At 53.8% G+C, this 19,668-nt stretch carries 22 protein-coding genes and 1 pseudogene; 11 read left to right on the forward strand and 12 right to left on the reverse strand.

What is annotated here, in order from left to right; genetic code table 11:
• The first annotated feature begins 9 nt into the window (after window positions 1–9).
• The 3 genes and pseudogenes from paaY to V1572_RS13170 all read left to right on the forward strand — a co-directional run bounded on the left by paaY (window position 10) and on the right by V1572_RS13170 (window position 1,987).
• Window positions 10–606, forward strand: coding sequence for a phenylacetic acid degradation protein PaaY (paaY, locus tag V1572_RS13160; protein ID WP_039025627.1), 597 nt, complete (start codon window positions 10–12; stop codon window positions 604–606).
• 102 nt (window positions 607–708) lie between these two features.
• A complete protein-coding gene (locus V1572_RS13165) occupies window positions 709–1,452 on the forward strand; it encodes an SDR family oxidoreductase (protein ID WP_196364637.1) in 744 nt (247 codons plus the stop codon).
• A 52-nt stretch (window positions 1,453–1,504) separates the two neighbouring features.
• Window positions 1,505–1,987, forward strand: a pseudogene (locus V1572_RS13170) (glutathione peroxidase).
• 89 nt (window positions 1,988–2,076) lie between these two features.
• On the opposite strand, the gene V1572_RS13175 reads toward V1572_RS13170, so the two are convergent.
• Window positions 2,077–2,976, reverse strand: a complete 900-nt coding sequence (locus tag V1572_RS13175; RefSeq protein WP_045910623.1) for a LysR family transcriptional regulator — start codon at window positions 2,974–2,976, stop codon at window positions 2,077–2,079.
• A 128-nt stretch (window positions 2,977–3,104) separates the two neighbouring features.
• Between V1572_RS13175 and V1572_RS13180 the strand changes: the two genes are divergently transcribed.
• Window positions 3,105–3,677 (forward strand): flavin reductase family protein, encoded by a 573-nt coding sequence (locus V1572_RS13180; protein WP_126534456.1) that lies wholly within the window; start codon window positions 3,105–3,107, stop codon window positions 3,675–3,677.
• Between the two features lie 240 nt (window positions 3,678–3,917).
• Here V1572_RS13180 and V1572_RS13185 read toward each other — a convergent pair whose 3' ends face one another.
• Together V1572_RS13185 and V1572_RS13190 are read right to left on the reverse strand one after the other, a co-directional pair.
• Window positions 3,918–4,379 carry a GNAT family N-acetyltransferase gene (locus V1572_RS13185; RefSeq protein WP_008502363.1) on the reverse strand — a complete coding sequence of 154 codons (462 nt, stop codon included), beginning with the start codon at window positions 4,377–4,379 and terminating at the stop codon, window positions 3,918–3,920.
• A gap of 62 nt (window positions 4,380–4,441) precedes the next feature.
• On the reverse strand, window positions 4,442–5,044 hold the full coding sequence (locus V1572_RS13190; protein ID WP_045910440.1) for a helix-turn-helix domain-containing protein: 603 nt from the start codon (window positions 5,042–5,044) through the stop codon (window positions 4,442–4,444).
• A gap of 43 nt (window positions 5,045–5,087) precedes the next feature.
• Between V1572_RS13190 and V1572_RS13195 the strand changes: the two genes are divergently transcribed.
• Window positions 5,088–5,783, forward strand: coding sequence for a B3/4 domain-containing protein (locus V1572_RS13195; RefSeq protein ID WP_045910441.1), 696 nt, complete (start codon window positions 5,088–5,090; stop codon window positions 5,781–5,783).
• A 21-nt stretch (window positions 5,784–5,804) separates the two neighbouring features.
• On the forward strand, window positions 5,805–6,698 hold the full coding sequence (locus V1572_RS13200; protein WP_104948653.1) for a dihydrodipicolinate synthase family protein: 894 nt from the start codon (window positions 5,805–5,807) through the stop codon (window positions 6,696–6,698).
• A 127-nt stretch (window positions 6,699–6,825) separates the two neighbouring features.
• Here V1572_RS13200 and V1572_RS13205 read toward each other — a convergent pair whose 3' ends face one another.
• The 3 genes from V1572_RS13205 to V1572_RS13215 all read right to left on the reverse strand — a co-directional run bounded on the left by V1572_RS13205 (window position 6,826) and on the right by V1572_RS13215 (window position 8,942).
• Window positions 6,826–7,263, reverse strand: coding sequence for a VOC family protein (locus V1572_RS13205; RefSeq protein WP_325841432.1), 438 nt, complete (start codon window positions 7,261–7,263; stop codon window positions 6,826–6,828).
• Between the two features lie 13 nt (window positions 7,264–7,276).
• Window positions 7,277–7,714: a VOC family protein gene (locus V1572_RS13210; RefSeq protein WP_395299191.1), complete on the reverse strand. Its 438-nt coding sequence runs from the start codon at window positions 7,712–7,714 to the stop codon at window positions 7,277–7,279.
• A gap of 79 nt (window positions 7,715–7,793) precedes the next feature.
• Window positions 7,794–8,942 (reverse strand): MFS transporter, encoded by a 1,149-nt coding sequence (locus tag V1572_RS13215; protein WP_395299192.1) that lies wholly within the window; start codon window positions 8,940–8,942, stop codon window positions 7,794–7,796.
• 130 nt (window positions 8,943–9,072) lie between these two features.
• On the opposite strand from V1572_RS13215, the gene V1572_RS13220 reads away from it, so the two are divergent.
• Both V1572_RS13220 and V1572_RS13225 read left to right on the forward strand, forming a co-directional pair.
• Window positions 9,073–9,609, forward strand: a complete 537-nt coding sequence (locus tag V1572_RS13220) for a MarR family winged helix-turn-helix transcriptional regulator (RefSeq protein WP_126534461.1) — start codon at window positions 9,073–9,075, stop codon at window positions 9,607–9,609.
• Between the two features lie 24 nt (window positions 9,610–9,633).
• Window positions 9,634–10,557: a LysR substrate-binding domain-containing protein gene (locus V1572_RS13225; RefSeq protein WP_395299193.1), complete on the forward strand. Its 924-nt coding sequence runs from the start codon at window positions 9,634–9,636 to the stop codon at window positions 10,555–10,557.
• A 47-nt stretch (window positions 10,558–10,604) separates the two neighbouring features.
• Here the strand turns inward: V1572_RS13225 and V1572_RS13230 are convergent, their stop codons facing one another.
• Window positions 10,605–11,075: a hypothetical protein gene (locus tag V1572_RS13230; protein WP_111966737.1), complete on the reverse strand. Its 471-nt coding sequence runs from the start codon at window positions 11,073–11,075 to the stop codon at window positions 10,605–10,607.
• Window positions 11,076–11,290: 215 nt separating this feature from the next.
• Here V1572_RS13230 and V1572_RS13235 point away from each other — a divergent pair, with 215 nt between their 5' ends.
• Together V1572_RS13235 and V1572_RS13240 are read left to right on the forward strand one after the other, a co-directional pair.
• Window positions 11,291–12,076: a phosphotransferase family protein gene (locus tag V1572_RS13235; protein WP_395299194.1), complete on the forward strand. Its 786-nt coding sequence runs from the start codon at window positions 11,291–11,293 to the stop codon at window positions 12,074–12,076.
• A gap of 139 nt (window positions 12,077–12,215) precedes the next feature.
• Window positions 12,216–12,692 carry a WbuC family cupin fold metalloprotein gene (locus V1572_RS13240; protein WP_126534464.1) on the forward strand — a complete coding sequence of 159 codons (477 nt, stop codon included), beginning with the start codon at window positions 12,216–12,218 and terminating at the stop codon, window positions 12,690–12,692.
• 65 nt (window positions 12,693–12,757) lie between these two features.
• On the opposite strand, the gene V1572_RS13245 is transcribed toward V1572_RS13240, so the two are convergent.
• Window positions 12,758–13,300 (reverse strand): cysteine hydrolase family protein, encoded by a 543-nt coding sequence (locus V1572_RS13245; protein ID WP_063621554.1) that lies wholly within the window; start codon window positions 13,298–13,300, stop codon window positions 12,758–12,760.
• Window positions 13,301–13,700: 400 nt separating this feature from the next.
• Here V1572_RS13245 and V1572_RS13250 point away from each other — a divergent pair, with 400 nt between their 5' ends.
• Window positions 13,701–14,003 carry a hypothetical protein gene (locus tag V1572_RS13250; protein WP_048030616.1) on the forward strand — a complete coding sequence of 101 codons (303 nt, stop codon included), beginning with the start codon at window positions 13,701–13,703 and terminating at the stop codon, window positions 14,001–14,003.
• Window positions 14,004–14,115: 112 nt separating this feature from the next.
• Here the strand turns inward: V1572_RS13250 and V1572_RS13255 are convergent, their stop codons facing one another.
• From V1572_RS13255 to V1572_RS13270, 4 genes are all read right to left on the reverse strand, one after another.
• Window positions 14,116–14,715: an NAD(P)H-dependent oxidoreductase gene (locus V1572_RS13255; protein WP_126534466.1), complete on the reverse strand. Its 600-nt coding sequence runs from the start codon at window positions 14,713–14,715 to the stop codon at window positions 14,116–14,118.
• Between the two features lie 74 nt (window positions 14,716–14,789).
• Window positions 14,790–15,383 carry a TetR/AcrR family transcriptional regulator gene (locus V1572_RS13260; protein WP_395299195.1) on the reverse strand — a complete coding sequence of 198 codons (594 nt, stop codon included), beginning with the start codon at window positions 15,381–15,383 and terminating at the stop codon, window positions 14,790–14,792.
• A gap of 34 nt (window positions 15,384–15,417) precedes the next feature.
• A complete protein-coding gene (locus V1572_RS13265) occupies window positions 15,418–18,507 on the reverse strand; it encodes an efflux RND transporter permease subunit (protein WP_111966733.1) in 3,090 nt (1,029 codons plus the stop codon).
• Entirely contained in the window at window positions 18,504–19,613 is a 1,110-nt protein-coding gene (locus tag V1572_RS13270) for an efflux RND transporter periplasmic adaptor subunit (protein WP_395299196.1), read from the reverse strand. The genes V1572_RS13265 and V1572_RS13270 overlap by 4 nt, the downstream gene beginning before the upstream one ends.
• Between the last annotated feature and the right edge of the window lie 55 nt (window positions 19,614–19,668).

A 19,668-nucleotide genomic window follows, 5' to 3' on the forward strand; every position in this document is an offset into this window, starting at 1 on the left:
GGAGGGAAGATGCCTGTTTATCAAATTGATGGCCTGACGCCGGTCGTGCCGGACGAGAGCTACGTTCATCCCACAGCGGTGCTCATTGGTGACGTGATTCTGGGCAAAGGCGTTTACGTCGGTCCCAATGCCAGCCTGCGCGGTGATTTTGGCCGTATCGTGGTGAAAGACGGGGCGAACATTCAGGATAACTGCGTGATGCACGGTTTCCCGGAGCAGGACACGGTGGTGGAAGAGGACGGGCACATCGGCCACAGCGCCATTCTTCACGGCTGCGTGATCCGCCGCAATGCGCTGGTGGGCATGAACGCGGTGGTGATGGACGGGGCGGTCATTGGTGAAAACAGCATCGTCGGCGCGGCGGCGTTCGTGAAGGCCAAAGCGGAGATGCCCGCCAACCATTTGATCATCGGCAGCCCGGCCAGGGCGATCCGTGAGCTGAGCGAGCAGGAGCTGGCCTGGAAGCAGCAGGGCACGCGGGAATATCAGGTACTGGTGGAGCGCTGCAAGCTGACGATGCATCAGGTAGAGCCACTGCGCGAGGTTGAGCCTGAACGCAAGAGGCTGACGTTTGACGAGAATTTACGGCCGAAGTCGGCGGTGTAGGACGGGAAGTTCGCGCCACGGCACTAACGGGAAGATGTTACCCCGCCTCGCCATGCTATAAATCCTCCGACACAGACTCATCACGATAAAGGAAGCAGAGTTATGCTGAGAGGAAAACGCGCTGTTATCACGGGTGGCGGCGGGGGATTTGGTCAGGCGCTGTGCGTCTGGCTGGCGCGAGAGGGCGTTGACGTGGATTTTAGCGCCCGTCGGGTAGAGGATATAGAAAAAACCTGCGCCCTCATCGCGGCTGAAGGGGGTGTGGCAAGAGGGTATCTCTGCGATTTAGCCCAGCCAGAATCCGTTTCTCAGTTCTCTTCGCAGGTCTTACATTCAGACAGACCAATCGATATTTTACTACTGAATGCTGCTCAGTGGCTGTCAGGGACTATAGACGAACAATCGAGCGCAGAAATCGTCAATACCGTCAGTTCAGGCCTGACAGGTTCAATCCTGCTCACCCAGGCGCTGCTTTCAGGATTGCGACGTTCAGACGGCGCAGACATCATTGCGATTATATCCGCATGCGGTATTCCGAACTTTACAGATTCCATTGCCCATCCCGCTTTTTTTGCCAGCAAACATGGAATGAGCGGCTTTATCACCAAACTGTCAAAACAATTGTCCCGGGAAAATATAAGGGTGACCGGCTTGTATCCACCCGATTTTGAACTTACCGGGTTAGACGCGCTTGTCGACGATCGCTCACGAATGGGGGAGCGCTTAATGAATGGACGATCTGTCTGGGAAATGGTGCGTTTTGTGCTCACTCAGCCCCGTAGCTGCCACATTGGTACCGTCTACTTTCAGGGGCCCACTCGCGAAGATCTGGAATGTCAGTCCTGAACTTCGTATTTTTGTATCCACCTCTCGATTTAGCAGAACAGGGACCACACAGATGACGCGCTTTTAGGAGTTTACCGCTACCAGCCTTGATGGCCGACCGATCTCTATGGCCGGCTATGCGGGTAAGGTGGTTCTGGTTGTTAATACGGCCAGCCAGTGCGGCTTTACGCCCCAGTATGCGGGTCTTGAAGCACTGTTTAAAAAATACGCCGATCAAGGGCTGGTGGTGCTTGGCTTCCCCTGCAACCAGTTCGGTAAGCAGGAACCTGGCGGTGCCGACGACATCTCAAAGACCTGTTACATTAACTACGGCGTCAGCTTTCCCATGTTCGAGAAAGTCGAGGTCAACGGTGCCGCAGCACATCCGATTTTTCGTTATCTGAAAGACGAATTGCCCGGCGTGCTGGGTGGGCGGATCAAGTGGAACTTTACCAAGTTCCTTGTCGGGCGTGACGGTAAACCCCTCAAGCGCTTTGCACCGATGACTACGCCCGAGAAAATGGAGGGGGCAATTGTTGCGGCACTGGGAAGGTGAGTGTTTTTGTCGCCAGAGCCATCTGTTTGTCGGGGATAGCCGATATTCTGATGTCCGCTCTGTGCCAGATGCGGACGTCGAGGAGAATGTTATTTTGATGCGAAATATTTGCGTAATATTTTTTCTAATAACGAGAAAACGACCGTCACCCTTTTGGGAGTAATCAGCTGGTAAGGCCGATATAAATAAAATTGCCATTTCTCCTGTCGCAGTTCTGGCAATGGGGGAACAAGTTGGCCGCTTGCTAAGTACTCCCTACAGATAAAGTCGCTGGACTGTACAACCGTTCTCCCGGCCAATGCAGCCTGAATTTCGGCATATGGATCTGTAGTATAAAACTCAATATGACGAGGGACAAAAGTATTTACTGCGTCACTCATAAACTCAAATGATTTTCCCGTTTCAGGATTAATTAAACCACTAAATGGATAACGCTGTCGAAGATCTTCTAAATCAGTAGGTGCTCCCAGTCGCTCAATAAGTTCAGGGGATGTAACCAAAATATGTTCAACTTGTCCGATATTTTTAATGATAAAGTTTGGATTAGGTTCTCGCCCTACGCGTATACCTATATCGATACGATGCTCAATAGTATCAAGTTTCATCATATCTAAACGCCAGTCGATAAATAACTCAGGATAGGGACGTAGTGCAGTCAATAGTTCATACAAGATTTGTTCATGATTTGGAAATCGAAGTAATGTGATACGAACAATACCCTTCATGTCATTATCATCTTTCCCTGTCTGAAATAGTTTTTCAGAATCTTCAAGCAGTCGCTTCGCTTGGGGTAAAAATAGTTCGCCGAAACTAGTGAGAAAGATCGAACGAGTATTGCGTTTGAATAAAGGTTCACCAAGTTGTTTCTCCAGCTCAGCGACTGTTCGGGTTACTACTGATGGTGAAACCGACAGCTTGATGGCTGCTTCGCGGAAGTTCAAGGTCTCAGAGGCGATGATAAAAAATTTTAGAGCGTCAAGTTTGTCCATGATTATTGTGAAATCTGCAATAATGTATTTTGATAATAGCAATTAATTTGCAACTATTCCAGCCATATAATAGAACAATCAAATAAGTAACCTGTCTTACTTTTTATCAGAACTCAAAAGAGTAAACTATGTCAATTCAACCAGTAGAGTTAAACAAAGCCTATCGTTTATTACAGGTCGGGCCAACGACGATGATATCGGCTAAAAATGATGGCATTGAAAATGTCATGGCAGCGGCCTGGGTGGGATTAGTAGGCAATAACAAAGTGATGGCTTTTATAGGTCCACAGGCATTTACTCGCGGGCTTGTAGAAAAAAGCGGATATTACGTTGTACAGATCCCAGTAGTAAATCAGATGGAAATGGTTTTATATGCTGGAGGTCACAGTTATTCCAACACACCCGATAAAAATAGTAAAATCCCACTATTTTATCAGAAAGAGTTTGATCTGCCTTTAGTGGAAGGTTGCGCTGGCTGGTTAGTATGTAAGGTCATACCCAATGAAGAAAATGAAAAGCAGCACAACTTGTTCATGGGGGAAATTGTCGGAGCATGGAGTGATGACCGCGTTTTCAAAAATGGGCACTGGATTTTTGATGATGCACCAGATGAATTACGTACTGTCCATTACGTTGCTGGCGGACAGTTTTACGCCATTGGCAAAGGGACAAAATTTAATTATGGGCCGGGAAAAGACTAATCCTTACTTCTGCATAAATGTAGCCATATAACATGGCTACATAGAGGTAGTAGCATAAAAGAACAACCTACTTAAGATGTTTGCTTCTCACTCACAGCGGACCTTTAGCTCAGTTAGCATATCCGCTCAGTGCCAGAAGCGGATGTCGTAAGATTCGTTCGGCTAAAAGAGCAAATTCTTCTGCATCAGAGTGACAGGCCCTGCGGATTCACATTTATCATTACTCTCTGAAAAGTACTTTTATTTTTGCCCGGGGTTACGATAAATATCGGGTCGATTGATTTGCCAGACAAAATCTGGTCGGTTCAATGGGTTATACCCCAGCTTCTGGTATAACCATGGCGCGCTGTCGGTTACCAGCATTATCCGTCGCAGACGTGACAACAATGGATGGGCATGACAGCATTCAATCAGCCAACGTCCAAGACCACTTTTCTGATAATCGTTCAGCACGTAGACGTCACACAAATAACCAAAAGTGGCATAGTCTGTGACCAGACGGGCGAAGCCGATTTGTCTTGTTCCATCCAGGAGCGCGAAACAAAGGCTGTTCTGGATTGATATCCTGACCGTTTCAGCATCAATACCAGGAGCCCAGGACGATTGCGAGAGGTAATCGTGAATGGCTTCCAGCTGAAAAAAGCTGGGATCGGTTGTGACAATAAATTTGTCTTTGGTAAAACGCAGATGCTGATTATTCACCGAACTCCTCCTTTTGGGCTACTTGTGATGAGGCACAGGGCTGTCCTCTATCCGGGGAATGCTCAGGATGCTTTTTCATGTACTGTCATGATAAATACCAGCGGGTTCTCCCCCTGGTTTTCATAGAAATGAGGAACGTCCGTTCTGGCGGTTGCCGAACAGCCAGTATTTACCCGATACACGTGTTCCTGTACGCCGAGTGTGAGCGTGCCCGACTGCACATAAAACAGTTCAAGCGTACCTTCCGTGTGGCCGGGGGACGCAAACTTTTCCCCCGGCTGCATTTCCCACATCCAGAGCTCGGTCATATCAGGGCCACCCGACCCTGCTAGCAATCTTGCTCTCCCGCCTTTTTCACCTTCCCACAATTCAGGGATCTCATCTTCAGCGATGAGATGCACGGTCGGTTTTGAACTGACATCCACAAAATCAGCCACTGAAACCCCCATTGCGGCAGCCAGGCGGCATAGCAGGGCAATGCTGGGATTCGCCCGGCATCCCTCTATCTCAACCAGCGCTCCCTTGCTGACGCCTGCCCGACGCGAGAGTTCATCAAGGGAGATTTTCTTTTGCTTACGATACAGTTTTATTCGCTGCGATACGGCTTCATTCACGGAACTGGCGATCGAATTTGCATCGGTCATTAAATTGACTTTTTTGGTCATTGGTCATTATCATGGAATAAATTGGTCATTACAGGATTATCACGTGCTAACAGTATCGCCGTCAATTGCCCCTGAAATTTATCGTATTGCTCCCGGTTTTCGGGCACTCAGCATCTGCGTAAAAGCTGCGCCAGTGCTTAATCCCGACACTGGAGAAATGGCGCTGCGTGAAGCCTGTGAAGCCGTTCTGGCCGGTGAACCAGAGTGGGCGGACTCTCATCTGGCGGCATGGGCCGACGTTTTTCAAAAGTTTGGTGCTAAACCTAAACGCACTCCTTGCTCAGCGGATGCGTTACGCAAGCGCGTGTTACGTGACGGAACGATGCCAGCGCTCGATCCTATCGTTGATCTTTATAATGCCGTTAGTCTCCGCTATGCCGTTCCGGTTGGTGGAGAGAATCTCTCTGCCTATCAGGGGGCGCCGCGTCTGACTGTGGCAAAAGGAACAGAGCCTTTTGATACCGTCAAAGAGGGAGAGGCCACCGTTGAGTATCCTTCACAAGGCGAGGTTATCTGGTGTGATGATATCGGCGTGACCTGCCGTCGCTGGAACTGGCGACAGGGGATCAGAACCCGCTTAGGCGTGGAAGCTCAGGAAATGTGGTTCATTCTGGAGAGTCTCCCGCAGATGCCGCTGGATAGACTTCACGAAGCCGGGAAGATGCTGACCGACGGCCTGGAAAAAATGATGCCCGGTCTGTGGTTTGAAGTTGCTCTCATCGAAGAACAACAGCAGTAATACCCTTCAGGAGAAACAGTTATGTTTACCGGTTTGTCGGCGTTTCCATTAACCCCAGTCACTGCCAGCGGCGTGGATGAAAAGGGTTTCAGCCATATTCTTTCCCGTCTTACAGACGCTCGGGTTGATTCTATGGGCATCCTGGGGTCAACCGGAAGCTACGCCTATCTGACCCGGGAGCAGCGCAAGCGCGTAGCAACGCTGGCAAAACAGCATGCAGGGAACATCCCCGTTATGGTGTGTGTGGGAGCGGTCAGTACCGATGCCATTCTGCATCTGGCAGATGATGCACAGGCAGCTGGTGCGAATGCGCTGTTACTCCCGGCGGTCAGTTACCAGCCACTCCGTGACGAAGAAGTCTTCTCACTCTTTGAGACCGTTACCCGGCACGTTTCTGTACCGGTGTGTATCTATGATAATCCGGGCACTACGCATTTTACCTTTACGGATGAACTCCACGGTCGTCTCTCCTCACTTGAGGGGGTTCGCTCGGTCAAGATCCCTGGCGTCCCGGATAGCCCCGCTGCAGCGATTGAGCGGGTGAATGCGTTACGTCAACATTTGCGCCCTGGCGTAACAATCGGTATTAGTGGCGACGCTTATGCGGGGCTGGGATTAAACGCCGGTTGTGAAGTGTGGTATTCCGTGTGTGGCGGTCTGTTCCCTGAGATGGCGAAACAAATCACCGAAGCTGCGGCGGCAAACGATCATCAACGCGTTACAGCCCTGACAACCCGCCTCGAGCCGTTGTGGTCGCTCTTCCGGAAACATGGGGGAAGTATTCGCGTTATTGCCGCTGCTGCTGGTGTGCTTGGGCTTACCGACATGGATTGCCTGCCTCGACCTCTGCAACCATTGTCAGCTGGTGATATCGCGGATATTGCCCATGTGATAAGCATGCTGGAGCTGAAGTGATCTCTCCGCAGGAGACGGGGTGTCTACCGGTCCTTTTGAAACCTGGTGGGGGATCAATCGTCAGATGTTTGACACAAGTTCTTTAGGTCCGCTCTTCGCTAAAAGCGGACCATACTTTAAAACTTTATTAGTGACGTGACTCTTCCTCTCCTGAGAGCGTATCCGCATCAGGTGAGTAATTCCGGTAAACGCATGCCAGTTTATGCCCGTCAGGATCGCGCAGATAGGCAACATAAAAATCGGGGCCGTAGGCGGTTCGTGTACCGGGCACGCCTTCATCCTTTCCTCCCGCACGGAGGCCCGCTGCATGGAAACGTCTGACAATTTCCGCGTTATCTGCTCTGAATGCGAACATTGTCCCGTTTCCCGCCGTCGCGGGTTGCTGGTCAAAAGGAGGACAAATGCAGAAGCTAAATTCGTCATCCGGATGATGTTCGTTTCCCCACATTGCCCAGCTATCAGTCCAGGCGGGTAGACGTGAATAGCCCAGCACGTTAAAAATAGCGTCATAAAAGTTCACGGCGCGCTGAAAGTCATTTGTCCCTATCGTGATATAAGCCAGCACCTTATAACATCCTCTATCCACGCAGCCACGGCGTAATCGTCAGACCGGTCAGCAAACCTTCCGGGCTGAGCAGGCGAGTGACGGTTTGCCCCCACGGTTCCGTGCGGTTGGCGACTAACAACCGATAGCCTTTTTCACTCAAAACACGGGTAGCGGAATCGAGATCCTGCACCTCGTATTCAATCCATCCCTGCGGTATCGGATGCTCCACGGGCCACTGCGCTTCACCAAAACAGGACGTTGCCGCCTGTGACAGCGGCCAGACGGCAAAATGCTTCACGCCCGGTAAGCGTCCCTCTTCAGTGAGCAGATAATCGGCATTGCCCTCCATCGGCTTCAGCGGCAGTCCGAGAGTCTGGATATAAAACGCGGTGCTGGACGCTGTATCCTGTGAAATGGGCCCGAACCCGGCGACGAAGATGACATCAATTCCCGGTAACGTCTGCGACATATCCACTCCTTAATAGCCTGAAATGATGGAATTTAGCGTAGAGCCGTCTTAAATACGACTCTCAATTATGGTATCGCATTCACCGCGCCTGCACGTTCACGGTGGGTTTGAAAGTGAACGCGATAACGATCAACAGCACAACTCCTGCACTCATCACCAGCCAGGCGCTGGTCAGCGAGACCGAACTGTCGCGAACGATCCCTGCAACTAACGGCATGAGCGCGGCGATCATATATCCTCCGCCCTGAACTTTAGACAGTAACTTCCCGGCCTGCGCGGGCGTTCGCGCATGATCGAACGTGACGATAAGCGACAGCGGGAAGAGGGCGCCGATACCGATGCCAAGCAGCAAGGTTGATAAGACCGGCGTGGTGCCCGGCGCAAAGACCAGACACAGTAATCCCGCCAGCAGCAGTAACAGTACAGTTATCAGCGGAACACGGCGGTCGGGGAATTTACCGATCAGCGCGGAGACGGCAAACCCGGCGGCCACCTCGGTTAAGGTCAGCCAGGCCAGCATATAGCCGCTGCTGCGTGCTGACCATCCTGCCTGAATATAGAGCGGGGGCAGCCAGGCTAAGACCAGCGTGTAGGCACCCGTCCCCACGCCAAAAAAGAGCAGAAGGAGTCCAGTCCGGGAGGTAGAGAGCGTAACGGGTTCATGTGCTGTTTGTTCCCCTTGAGGCTGTTTAACCAGGGGTAACCACAGCATCAGCGCCAGCAGCGCGAGCACGCCTGCCATAGCCAGCGCGGGCTTGAGCGAGAGCCATGAAAACAGCGGCTCGGCGACTGCCGCACCGGCCATAATGCCCGTGCTGAATAGCGACATGATCGTGCTGGCCGTTTGCATATACGCCTTTTTTATCAGGGCAGGCATTAACGCCTGGATCGTGCCGATGCTGGCCCCACCCAGTAACGCGGTACCCATCAAACCCGCCAGCGAGGTGCTGAAACCGCGTAATGAACAGGCTACCAGCAGGATGAACAGCCCGAGCATAATTCCCCTGACGGCACCGATCCTGGCTAAAAGCCAGGGGCCACACAGGGCAGCCAGTCCCATCATCGCCACCGGCAGGGTAGTCAGCAGGCTGAATTGCGTCGCGGTCAGGCCCGCTTCGCGCTGCAGCACGGAGAAAAGAGGGCCGACCGAGGCCAGAATGGGGCGCAGGTTCAGCCCGACGATAAAAGCGATAACGGCGAAGAGTAACGGTGATGTACGTTTCAACATGGCATCCTTTTCGGTTGTGAATGGCCCAGGCAAATTGCCGCGAGCATTTATCTTAACGTTAAGATAAAATCTGTTTTTGTGTAAGATGTACCGCACAACTCGATAAATTCCCACGCTATCCGGGGTGAAGATGAAAGACCATGTAGACTTCGTTGTCGGCCAGTGGAGCAGCGCCATGCCTGAGCTGGACGTCTCGTCGATGAAAATTTTTGGCCGAATGCTCAGGCTGATGAAGCACCTGGGAAAAGAACGCGCGCAGGCCATGGCGCCGTTTGGCTTTCGCGAGGGCGAGTTTGACGTCCTCGCCACGCTGCGCCGCGCCGGGGAGCCGTACTGCCTTTCGCCCACGCAGCTGTATACATCCCTGTTGATCACATCAGGGGCGATGACGAACCGGCTCAACCATCTTGAACAACAAGGCCTTATCAGGCGGATTGCCGATCCTGATGACAAGCGCAGCTCGCTCGTCAGCCTGACGCCGCACGGGCAGGCTCGTATCGAACAGGCGCTGCTCGTGCACACGGAAACGCAAAATGCGCTGCTGAGAAACCTCTCTGAGGCGCAGCGCGCGCAGCTTGAGTCTCTGCTCAGAGGGCTGCTGCTGACGTTTCCGGCTGAGGAATGGGGTGAAACGTCACCGAGTGCCGATAATACAAAAACTGCATGATTACACCTGACAAAAAGGGAACGTATGTCTTTACCGCCACTGTATGCACTGCGCGCGTTCGAAGTTGCCGCACGTCTGAACTCCTTTAGCAAAGCGGCTGAAGTCCTGAATATCACGCCGGGGGCAGTCAGCAGACATGTCCAGACGCTTGAAATGTGGTTCGACTGCGAGCTGTTTAAACGCCAGGGTCCGAAAGTAGAGGTCAGCGATGCCGGGCGTATTCTGGCCGGGCAGCTTAGCGAAAGTTTCTCGACTATTGAGTGGGCCTGTCGCGCATTCAAAAGTGAAAACCACCTTCTGCGCCTCAAAGCGCCCAGCTCGCTGACGATGCGATGGCTTCTGGATGTGCTTAAATCCTTTCGCGAGAACCACGCGAAGCCGAAAATCGAAATCGCCAGCGTCTGGATGGACTTCGACACCGTTGACTTCAGCCGCGAGCCCTACGATTGTGCGATCCTCCTCGGGAACGGCTATTTTGGCGAGTCAACGGAGAGCCGGCTGCTGTTCAGCGAATGGCTTATTCCGGTTTGTACGCCGTCTTTGCTGGAGCCTGCCCGGCATCAGCTTCCAGAGTGCGATCTTATTCATCCCTCACCGGACAGACGGGACTGGAAGCGCTGGCTGAAAAGGACGGGCTTATTCCCCGGCCTCGACATGAGCGGTGGGATCGTGTTCGACACCCTGGAGCAGGGAAGCCTTGCGGCCATGCACGGACACGGTGTAGCGATGGCCGATCTCCGGCTCACGCTCGACGCGTTGAAAAGCGGCCTTCTCGCGCTGCCCTTCAGGGAGGCGATAGCAACAGGGGACGGTTACTACCTTGTCTGGCCCAAAAATTCGCTCAGAGGACAGAGTATTGAACGGTTGCTGGCCTGGCTTAACCTTAATGCGCCAGTGGTGCCCTCTTTGGATATTGTCTGTCTTGATTTCAACGAAAAGCGGATTTAATAAATAGCGGAATATTAACAGGGAGATATTCCGCATAGTGAACGTATTTATGCGTAGGGAATATTTGCCATCTTTTTATATCTTTCCGGCAGGGCGCTGTTCAGATTGAGTAATTTATCCAGTATATAAAGAGCGGGCGTTCCCTTTGCGCGTTCAGCTTCGATCAGCGCAGAACGTAACAGATTGGTAGCCGATGTCATTTCACGGAAGTACTCCTCAGATTCAGGCGTCTGAACTTCACCTGACCCCACGTAACGCACCCGGGGCCAGTCCGCGAAGTCCAGAACCGGAAGGATCCCGTCGTCTTTGGGTAAATGCGCAGAGAGTAACTCGTCGGCGTTACGCGGATTGCTCTGGGCAAAAGAGAGCAGATGCAGGCGATGAATAAAGGGTGAAAGCAGCTCAGTGCTATCGTCTTCTGACGAAAGTAACGTTATTAACGCATGTATATTTTCACCCGCGATGTTTTTTTCAGGTGAGATCATTTTCATTAGATGAAATAAAACATCGAGTGTCATACGTACTCCATAGACTTGCAGGTGTATTTATTATTTGAGTTTCGCTCTCTGTTCCAGGTCAGGAAGAGATTGGGAATGAAGGGATGGTATTTCAATGCGATCAGGTTTGAAAAACGAGAAATAGTGGGATTCAATGTGAGTTTTACTCAACGTCAAATGTTGAACAACCACACTATACTTACGCCCTGAAACCGAACGCGTGGCATGAGGATGGTATGACCGCCGAGAATTTATCCAGAATGGGCGCTGCAAAAGTCCGCCAGGTGATGGATCAACATGGCAATACGTTGATAGAAAAATACCCTGTTAGCGATGTTGAATACGGCTTTTATGAGCGTGCTGCGGACCCGCTACGTCGCGTTGTTGCATCCCCGCGACTGTTGCACGCCGATCCGCATCGACGCTGCCTGAGGATCGAATATGTTCCTCATAAGCTCTCTCAGGATGAGATTTCCGGGGATGAGATATTGAGACGCCTTGTCCGCCTTCATGATTATCCTGCCGATCCTGCATGGATTTATCACACCCATACCTGGTCTGAGTCAGGGCTTGAAAAATCCTTGTCTCTTTTGGAATTACCCATGCGTGCTGAGCAGCAGATGCGATGTTTTCAACAAGCGGGCAGCGTTTTGTTTAGTCAGGAATGTTTAATTTCTGGTGATACCAATGCGGGTAACTGGGGCAGAAGAGAAAACGGCGATGTGATCCTTTTCGACTGGGAAAGATTCGGTACTGGCAGTCCGGCTATCGACCTTGCTCCGCTGGTTCAGGGGATGGGCTCAAAACAAAGCATTTTACAACTTGCCGAGCGCTACTGTTTTTTTGCCACGCATTCTGATGCATATCAACTAGCCAGGGAAATCACTATCGCCAAAGCATGGATTGTCACAGAAGTGGTGTTATTACTGCACGAAAGGAAAAAGCCTGATTTGAATCTTTACCTTAACTGGTACAGAAAACACCTCCCTGATTGGCTTGAAGAGTCCGTCTCATCTCTTTAATGCCTTATATCAGCCTTCGGGGCGATAACGCAGGCAGTGATTTGTTTCACAAATCCCATCGCTCCTCGACCGTTCAGGATGGTATAACGTCTTGCGGCAATCGGGTTGCCGTAGACAGCCCACATTCCTAAAGGTGTATATGAAACAAATTACTTTCAGTGACCTGCAGCAGCAAAGCGAGCAGGCCGCAAATTCTCCTCGCTTACGCGCCCATCGTAATTTACACCCTGAACTGAGCGACCCGGTGCAGCGCCTGGCCATTGCAATGGAACCTGGTACCTATGTTCGCCCCCATCGCCATCCTCACACCTTTGAACTGCTGACGGCGCTGAGCGGTCGCTTTCTGGTGCTGAATTTTGACGACAGCGGCAACGTGACCCGGCGTGTGGTGTTAGGTGAAGAGTGTAAAGTGCTGGAGATGGATGCCGGAACCTGGCATGCCGTGCTGTCGCTGGATAAAGGTGGCGTCATTTTTGAGGTTAAACACGGGGGGTATCAGCCCGTGCCCGAGCATGATACCGCCCCATGGTCACCGGCAGAAAACGAGCCTGGCACCGAGAAGCTGATGCGATGGTATGCTCAGGCACAGGTGGGTGACGGTGGGTTTACCCTGTAATTATTCTCTTATGTGCCCGGCGCGCGGAAAGGCGAGCCGGGTAAAGAGATAAGCGCTCACGCGAGTCAACTCACCGTATTAAAAAGCCAGTCACGAGCAGTCGAGAGCGTCACGAACGGGCCTGCCAGCGTGCTGTTGTGATGGGCAATAATGTCGCTGGCGGATAAATAGTCATTATCCATTGTGGTATGCGCATCTGAAATTAATACCGTCCTGAAACCTAGTTCCGGTGCGGCCCGGCAGGTCGTATCGACGCAAAACTCTGTTTTCATCCCGGCAATGACCAGCTGTTTAATACCTCGCTGATTAAGTTCTCGCAGCAATACCGTATCCCGAAAACAGCTGGGATAGCGCTTGGTGAAAACAACGTCCTGCTCCTTCACGTCCAGTTCAGGTATCAGCTGTGTTAACGGCCCCTTTTCTGAGAAGGGGGAGTCGTCCGGCCCAATATGGCGGGCAAAAAAGACGGGCACCTGCGCGTCTCGGGCGTTGGCGATTAACAAGCGGATATTGGCCAGAACGGCATCGGCGGAGCGAGGGGAAACCGGGCCCCGAAAGAGGCCCTGCTGCATGTCGATAATCAAGAGAGCATTGTCAGATGAAACCATTTTCTTTCTCCATTCAGAGGGTGGTGAACGGAGAGAGATTTCCCCGTCCATGTCGGCGGGGATTGAGGTTCTGTTTGTCAGTCGTTCACTACAGATACGCTCTCACCGCCGAAGGCTCCGGTGGTGGTGAGGGTGGTTGTTGGCTGAACTGACGTAAACATATTATGACCTTCGCTGATATATCTTTTAAGTCATATCCGGACGAGCCGTTAAACTTTAAAAATTTGCTGCCGATAGTTCTTTTCAATACCATCAATATGCATGTAAAGATGAACAAAATCATATCAGCATATTTGGTAGTTGCGTATTTGTCGGCTCGACTTATTGCACAATCCAACAGTGCGAGAGACTGGATAAAAACCGTTGTGTTTCGATAAAAAATCACAAAAAGGATGTGCGTATGTTGAAAAGATTAGTCGCGGGGCAGATGAGCTTACCGATGACTTTCTGGGGATGGGGAATTTGCGGTAATTTTCTACTGGGTCTCATTGGGCTTGCTGGAGTGCAGACCGGTCATCCGGCCATGATGCCGCTTTCCTATATACTTAAAGCCATTCTGTTCAGTGCTGTACTTTCGGGCATAACTTTCATTCTGCGTCGAAAAATCACGGTATTGGGTGGGATCGCTTTTTTTATTATTTTGATTCAGGTGATTATGAGTGTAGTGATGACGATTGGCCTTTTCTCGTTATTTTTTGAATAATCAAGAAAGAGTGTTCCGGTTTGCCAGCAGGATCCCTGACGGTTAGTAACATCGAGAACTCGTGCCTCCTTTTGGCGAAGGAGGCACGCCGTTGCTGGATGGATAGCCGATATTATTTTAGGTTGCCGATCTCGCTCAGAAATTCGTCAACCTGCTCGGGCGTCGCCGTGTCTGCCTGGTAAAGGATATCGAGCTTAACGTTCTTCAACCCGCAGAAGCCAAATACCCCTTCGATTATCTGTGTCTGAATCGCCGTCGAATAGCCGTGTTTATCAAATCCGGTGAGATCGCTACCGCCAGTGGCAATCAGGCGAACGGGAACATCCCGTAAATTGCCCACGATCCGGCCGTCGTCAGCCACCTTATACGCCCAGTTCAGGGTCAATACGCGGTCGAACCAGCCTTTCAACAGCGCGGGAACCGACCACCAGTACACTGGGAAGACAAACACCAGCATATCCGCACGCTCGACGCGCTGCTGCTCGCGCAGAATATCGTCGGGGAGGGCGCTCGGATCCCCGTGATACAAGTCAAGATCGGCGCGGGTCATCGCCGGATTAAACCCTTCAGCATGAAGATCGGCCATCTCAACCTGCATACCTTCCTCGCGTAATTTTCCGGCAATGCGGGCGGCCAGTGAATGGGACAAGGACGTGTCGACAGGGTGAGCCGTCACGATCAGCGCGTTACTCATGGCATTTGTAGCAGACATAGCAACCTCAAAATGGGGGAGAAGAGATGCCTATGTTACTATTGGTAACTTAAGTGTCAATCCACCCCCGGCGATCATTTTGTGCTATCCGCGTAGGTCGCAAGCACACCGGTCATGGCGCCGCTGAGGGTATCTTCTGCAACGTTTCGGGCGAGCACGCCGTTGCCGGCCGCGGTGCTGAGCGCCTCCGCCGCGCCAATGATGGCCGTCAGTACCGCTTCCCCCTGAACGCCTTTTAAGACGATAAAAGGCGAAAGCGCGGTGCGCAGGCAGTCGGCACATTCGGCCACGCATGCTTCCCGGAACGTCTGCAGCGCGCGAGAACCGGACAGCGCCGCGGCGATTGGCCCGGTTTCAGGCCCGGCGGCAATGGCACAGTCGATATAGGCCGCGCTGAAAAAGCGGATCGTCTTCTCCAGCGTTTTGCTGTCAACCGCCAGCGTCTCGCGGAATTTCGCCAGTTGCCGATCGCTATAGTCCTGATACAGCGCCATCAGCAGCCCTTCGCGATCGCCAAAGTGGTCGTAGGGGATGGGCTTGGTCACGTTGGCCCGTTCTGCCAGATAGCCAAGGGTCAACGCCTCGGTGCCTTGCTGACGCACGATTCCACGCGCAACCTCCAGCAGCTGCACGCGGCGGTCCTCTTTTCTTAAGCGCTTAACAACCATGCTTTCCTCAGATTAGTTATCTACCAATGGTAGTTTACACGTTTTCCGTGCCGTGCTGAACGCGTTGTTCAACCGGGCGGATCCGGAACCAGATCGCATACATCGCGGGCAGGAAGACGAGGGTAATGATCGTCCCGCCCAGCGTTCCGCCGATCAGCGTCCAGGCCAGCGTTCCCCAGAACACCGAATGCGTCAGGGGAATGAACGCCAGCACGGCCGCCATGGCGGTGAGTAAGACCGGTCGCGCTCGCTGGACCGTCGCCTCGACCACCGCCTGGAACGGATCGAGGCCGTCCTTCTGGTTATGATCAATTTGACCGATCAGAATCAGCGTATTACGCATCAGAATGCCGGAGAGGGCGATCAAACCGACCAGCGCGTTGATGCCAAACGGCTGATTAAATATCAGCAGGGTCGGCACGACGCCAATCAGCCCCAGCGGCGCGGTTAAGAACACCATGACCATCGCGGAGAGTGAGCGCACCTGCAAAATGATGATCAGCAGCGTCAGGGCAATCATGATCGGGAACAGCGGTAACATGGCCTGCGTGGCTTTACCTGATTCCTCAATCGAACCCGCCATGTCGATACGGTAGCCGGCCGGTAGCGCATCGGCGATCGGCTGGAGCTGCTTCATGATGGCGACCGACACGTCCGGCGGCTGAAGATTGTCGGCGATATCACCCCGTACGGTAATCGTGGGGGTGCGATCGCGGCGGCGCAGGATCGGGTCTTCCATGCCGATCTCAATCCTGCCGATTTGAGACAGCGGCACGCGCTGTCCCGCATTGCCGACCAGGGTAAAGCCTTCGATTTTTGCCGGGTCAAGGCGGATATCACCCGCCGCGCGGGCAACGACGTCTACCGATCGAATATCTTCCCGCACGGAGGTGACAGGCACGCCTGATAACAGGAACTGAAGCTGCTCAGCAACGGCGCTGGAGGTTAAGCCGGTCGCCTGCAGGCGGTTCTGATCGAGAGTGAAATGCAATACCGGAACGCGTGACCCCCAGTCAGTGTTGACGGTTCGCATCATCGGGCTTGCCTGAAGCACGGCTTTCACCCGTTCGGCGATGTCCTGTACCTGTTTGACGTCCGGCCCCGACACGCGCCAGGCAACCGGGAAGGGCGAGTAGGGGCCAAACACCAGCTGTGTCACCCGCACGCGGGCTTCAGGTGCAAGACCGCTGGCGACGGCCTCCCTGAGCCTGAACTTAAGCGCCTCGCGTGACGTCTCGCTGTCCGTCAGGATCACGATTTTTGCAAAAGAGGGATCGGGTAGCTCGGGAGCCATTGCCAGATAGAAACGGGGCGAGCCCTGACCAATATAGGCCGTGACGATTTTGGCTTCCGGCTGCTGGCCCAGCCATGCTTCTATTTTTGCGGTTGCGGCGCTGGTTTGCGCAATCGAGGTGCCATAAGGCATCTGTACTTCAACCAGCACTTCCGGGCGATCGGAGGTAGGGAAGAACTGTTTTTTTACCAGCCCCATGCCGAGAACGGCCAGAATGAAAATGGCGACCACGGACCCGGCCACGCGCCATTTTCTGGCGATAACGCGGCCAAGCAGCTGGCGAAAACGGTTATAGCGGGGGGTGTTATAGATGGCGGCATGGCCGCCTTCCACTTTGGGGATCGCCGGCAGGATCTTCACCCCAAGATACGGTGTAAACACCACCGCCACAAACCATGAGGCAATCAGGGCGAGGCCGACAATCCAGAACATATTGCTGGTGTATTCCCCGGCGGTCGACTGGGCAAAACCATTCGGCATAAAGCCAATGGCCGTCACCAGGGTACCGGCCAGCATCGGCGCGGCGGTGTGGCTCCAGGCGTAGGCCGAGGCTTTGATTCTGTCGTAACCTTCCTCCATCTTCACCACCATCATTTCGATGGCGATAATGGCATCGTCAACCAGCAGACCGAGGGCGAGGATCAGGGAGCCCAGCGTGACACGGTCAAAGTTTATTCCCGCGGCTTCCATCACCACGAAAACGACCGCCAGCGTCAACGGTACCGCCGCGGCAACCACCACCCCCACGCGCCAGCCCATGCTGACAAAACAGACCACCATGACCACAAGCAGGGCGACGAAGAATTTGATCATAAACTCATCGACAGACGAGCGGATATTCACGGACTGGTCGGTGACTTTGGTCAGGGTCATGCCAAGCGGCAGGCTATCGTTTATTTTCGCCGTTTCCGCATCCAGCGCTTTACCCAGCGCCAGGCCGTTCCAGCTCTCACGCATGACAATGCCCAGCAGCAGGGCGGGTTCATGCTGATTGCGTATCAGCATCGTCGGGGGATCTTCATAGCCTCGCTCAACCGTTGCCACATCCGACAGCGTGAGCGTTTTGCCCTTGGCGACTAAAGGCGTATCACGAATTTTCTGCAGTTCATTGAACGCGCCATCCAGGCGGATAAAAATCTGCGCCCCCCGGGTCTCAATGGCGCCCGCCGCGGCCAGGGCGTTCTGGCTATTGAGGGCATTGAAAATATCCTGCGGTGAGAGGCCCAATGTGGCCAGACGGTCATGGGAGAAGGCGATATAAATCCGCTCGGCCTGTTCGCCGATAATGTTCACTTTTTTCACCCCGGGAACGTGCAGAAGCTGCTGGCGCAGGCCTTCGGCATCGCGTACCAGCTGCCGCTGCGGTTCGCCTTTTGCTTTCAGGGCAAAGAGGGCAAAGGTGACATCCGAGAATTCATCATTGATCATCGGGCCAATGACGCCCGCCGGAAGACGCAGGGACTCATCACCAAGCTTCTTACGTGCCTGATAGAACTCCTCCTGCACTTCAGAAGGCGGGGTTTTGTCCTGCAGTGACAAGGTGATATACGCCATGCCGGGGCGGGTGTAGGTTTCCGTACGGTCATACCACTTGAGCTCCTGCAGGCGCTTTTCCAGCGGTTCGGCCACCTGATCCTGGATCTCCTGCGCGGTTGCGCCCGGCCAGACGGCGATCGCCGTCATCTGCTTCACGGTGAAGGGCGGATCTTCCGCGCGCCCGAGCCCAAAAAAGGCGTAAATACCGGCAATCGTCACCAGAACGATCAGAAACAGCGTGACGGAACGCTCGCGGACGGCCAGCGCTGACAGGTTGAAGCGACGTTGGCTCATGGCGCGTTCTCCGCCGGAGCGGCATGGCGTTGTTCTGCCAGCCTGACAACTTCACCTTCGTGCAGAAGATGGGCGCCTAACGCAACGATCTTCTCCCCGGGCTTCACGCCACCCGTGACCTGGACCGCATCTTCGCCCACGCTCAGCACCTTAACCGGCGTCCATGTGACCTTTGCTGGCTGGGCGGAAATGCGCCAGACGCCAGGCCCTTTACCCGCATCGTAGAGTGAGGCCAGCGGGACCTGCATCGCCTGACCTTCCGTTTTCGCGTCTTCAATGCTGAGCGTGACGGTCGCCCCCAGCGGCGCGTTCGCCAGCTGACCATCCAGCACGTAGCGGGCTTCATACGTGCGGGTTGCGGCATCCGCGGAGTCAGACAGCAGGCGCAACGTCGCGGTGACCGGGTGTTGTTCACTGCCATAAAGCGTGGCCTGCGCTTCGCTGCCGACGGCAGGGCGCAGCGTCTCCGGAAGCTGGACAAGCGCTTCGCGCTGTCCCGCTCTGGCAAGGCGGATGACGACCTGCCCGGCGCTAACGACCTGACCGGGTTCGGCGAGCGTCTCCATCACCACGCCGTCTGAATCCGCCAGCAGTATGGCATAGCCCGTGGCATTTTGCGCCACGTTGGCCTGCGCGCGGGCAGCGCTGAGATCCGCCCGGGCCGTATCGGCCGCCGCTTTAATCTGATCGTACTCCGAGGCGGACACTGCGCCGGACGCCACCAGGCCGCGATAACGCGACTCATCGCTGGTGGCTTTTCTCGCCCGCGCCTGGGCAGCATCCACCGCGCGCTGCTGCGCCTGGGCCTGTAATTTCAGGTCAACAGGATCGAGACGCAGCAAAGGCTGTCCCTGTCTGACGGTCTGCCCGGTATCCACCAGGCGTTCGAGGATTTTTCCCTGAACCCTGAAGCCCAGGTCGCTTTGCGTTCTTGCCACCACCACGCCCGTGAAGGCGCGGGCGGTAGGGTTCGCCATCTCGACAGAGGCGGATCTGACAAGCGGTGGCTTAGTGCGCGGATCGTCACTCGCGGAATTATCGCCGCACGCCACCAGGGCAAACGGCAGAAGACATACGGCAACGCGGGCTGAAGTGAGCCTGAGCATGGGAAACCTTATTGAAGTAACAGGACGGTATCCGCATTCTCTGACTAGTGACCAA

It is taken from the genome of Enterobacter quasiroggenkampii (genome assembly GCF_043972695.1).
GTDB lineage: Bacteria > Pseudomonadota > Gammaproteobacteria > Enterobacterales > Enterobacteriaceae > Enterobacter > Enterobacter quasiroggenkampii.

Excerpts from the sequence above, each read along its gene's own strand:
- V1572_RS13255 (WP_126534466.1), bottom strand. The coding sequence starts at position 14,715 with ATGTCTGCTACAAATGCCATGAGTAACGCGCTGATCGTGACGGCTCAC.
- V1572_RS13265 (WP_111966733.1), bottom strand. The coding sequence starts at position 18,507 with ATGAGCCAACGTCGCTTCAACCTGTCAGCGCTGGCCGTCCGCGAGCGT.
- V1572_RS13250 (WP_048030616.1), top strand. The coding sequence starts at position 13,701 with ATGTTGAAAAGATTAGTCGCGGGGCAGATGAGCTTACCGATGACTTTC.
- V1572_RS13180 (WP_126534456.1), top strand. The coding sequence starts at position 3,105 with ATGTCAATTCAACCAGTAGAGTTAAACAAAGCCTATCGTTTATTACAG.
- V1572_RS13260 (WP_395299195.1), bottom strand. The coding sequence starts at position 15,383 with ATGGTTGTTAAGCGCTTAAGAAAAGAGGACCGCCGCGTGCAGCTGCTG.
- paaY (WP_039025627.1), top strand. The coding sequence starts at position 10 with ATGCCTGTTTATCAAATTGATGGCCTGACGCCGGTCGTGCCGGACGAG.
- V1572_RS13220 (WP_126534461.1), top strand. The coding sequence starts at position 9,073 with ATGAAAGACCATGTAGACTTCGTTGTCGGCCAGTGGAGCAGCGCCATG.
- V1572_RS13210 (WP_395299191.1), bottom strand. The coding sequence starts at position 7,714 with ATGTCGCAGACGTTACCGGGAATTGATGTCATCTTCGTCGCCGGGTTC.
- V1572_RS13190 (WP_045910440.1), bottom strand. The coding sequence starts at position 5,044 with ATGACCAAAAAAGTCAATTTAATGACCGATGCAAATTCGATCGCCAGT.
- V1572_RS13240 (WP_126534464.1), top strand. The coding sequence starts at position 12,216 with ATGAAACAAATTACTTTCAGTGACCTGCAGCAGCAAAGCGAGCAGGCC.
- V1572_RS13270 (WP_395299196.1), bottom strand. The coding sequence starts at position 19,613 with ATGCTCAGGCTCACTTCAGCCCGCGTTGCCGTATGTCTTCTGCCGTTT.
- V1572_RS13175 (WP_045910623.1), bottom strand. The coding sequence starts at position 2,976 with ATGGACAAACTTGACGCTCTAAAATTTTTTATCATCGCCTCTGAGACC.
- V1572_RS13235 (WP_395299194.1), top strand. The coding sequence starts at position 11,291 with ATGACCGCCGAGAATTTATCCAGAATGGGCGCTGCAAAAGTCCGCCAG.
- V1572_RS13225 (WP_395299193.1), top strand. The coding sequence starts at position 9,634 with ATGTCTTTACCGCCACTGTATGCACTGCGCGCGTTCGAAGTTGCCGCA.
- V1572_RS13215 (WP_395299192.1), bottom strand. The coding sequence starts at position 8,942 with ATGTTGAAACGTACATCACCGTTACTCTTCGCCGTTATCGCTTTTATC.
- V1572_RS13230 (WP_111966737.1), bottom strand. The coding sequence starts at position 11,075 with ATGACACTCGATGTTTTATTTCATCTAATGAAAATGATCTCACCTGAA.
- V1572_RS13165 (WP_196364637.1), top strand. The coding sequence starts at position 709 with ATGCTGAGAGGAAAACGCGCTGTTATCACGGGTGGCGGCGGGGGATTT.
- V1572_RS13200 (WP_104948653.1), top strand. The coding sequence starts at position 5,805 with ATGTTTACCGGTTTGTCGGCGTTTCCATTAACCCCAGTCACTGCCAGC.
- V1572_RS13245 (WP_063621554.1), bottom strand. The coding sequence starts at position 13,300 with ATGGTTTCATCTGACAATGCTCTCTTGATTATCGACATGCAGCAGGGC.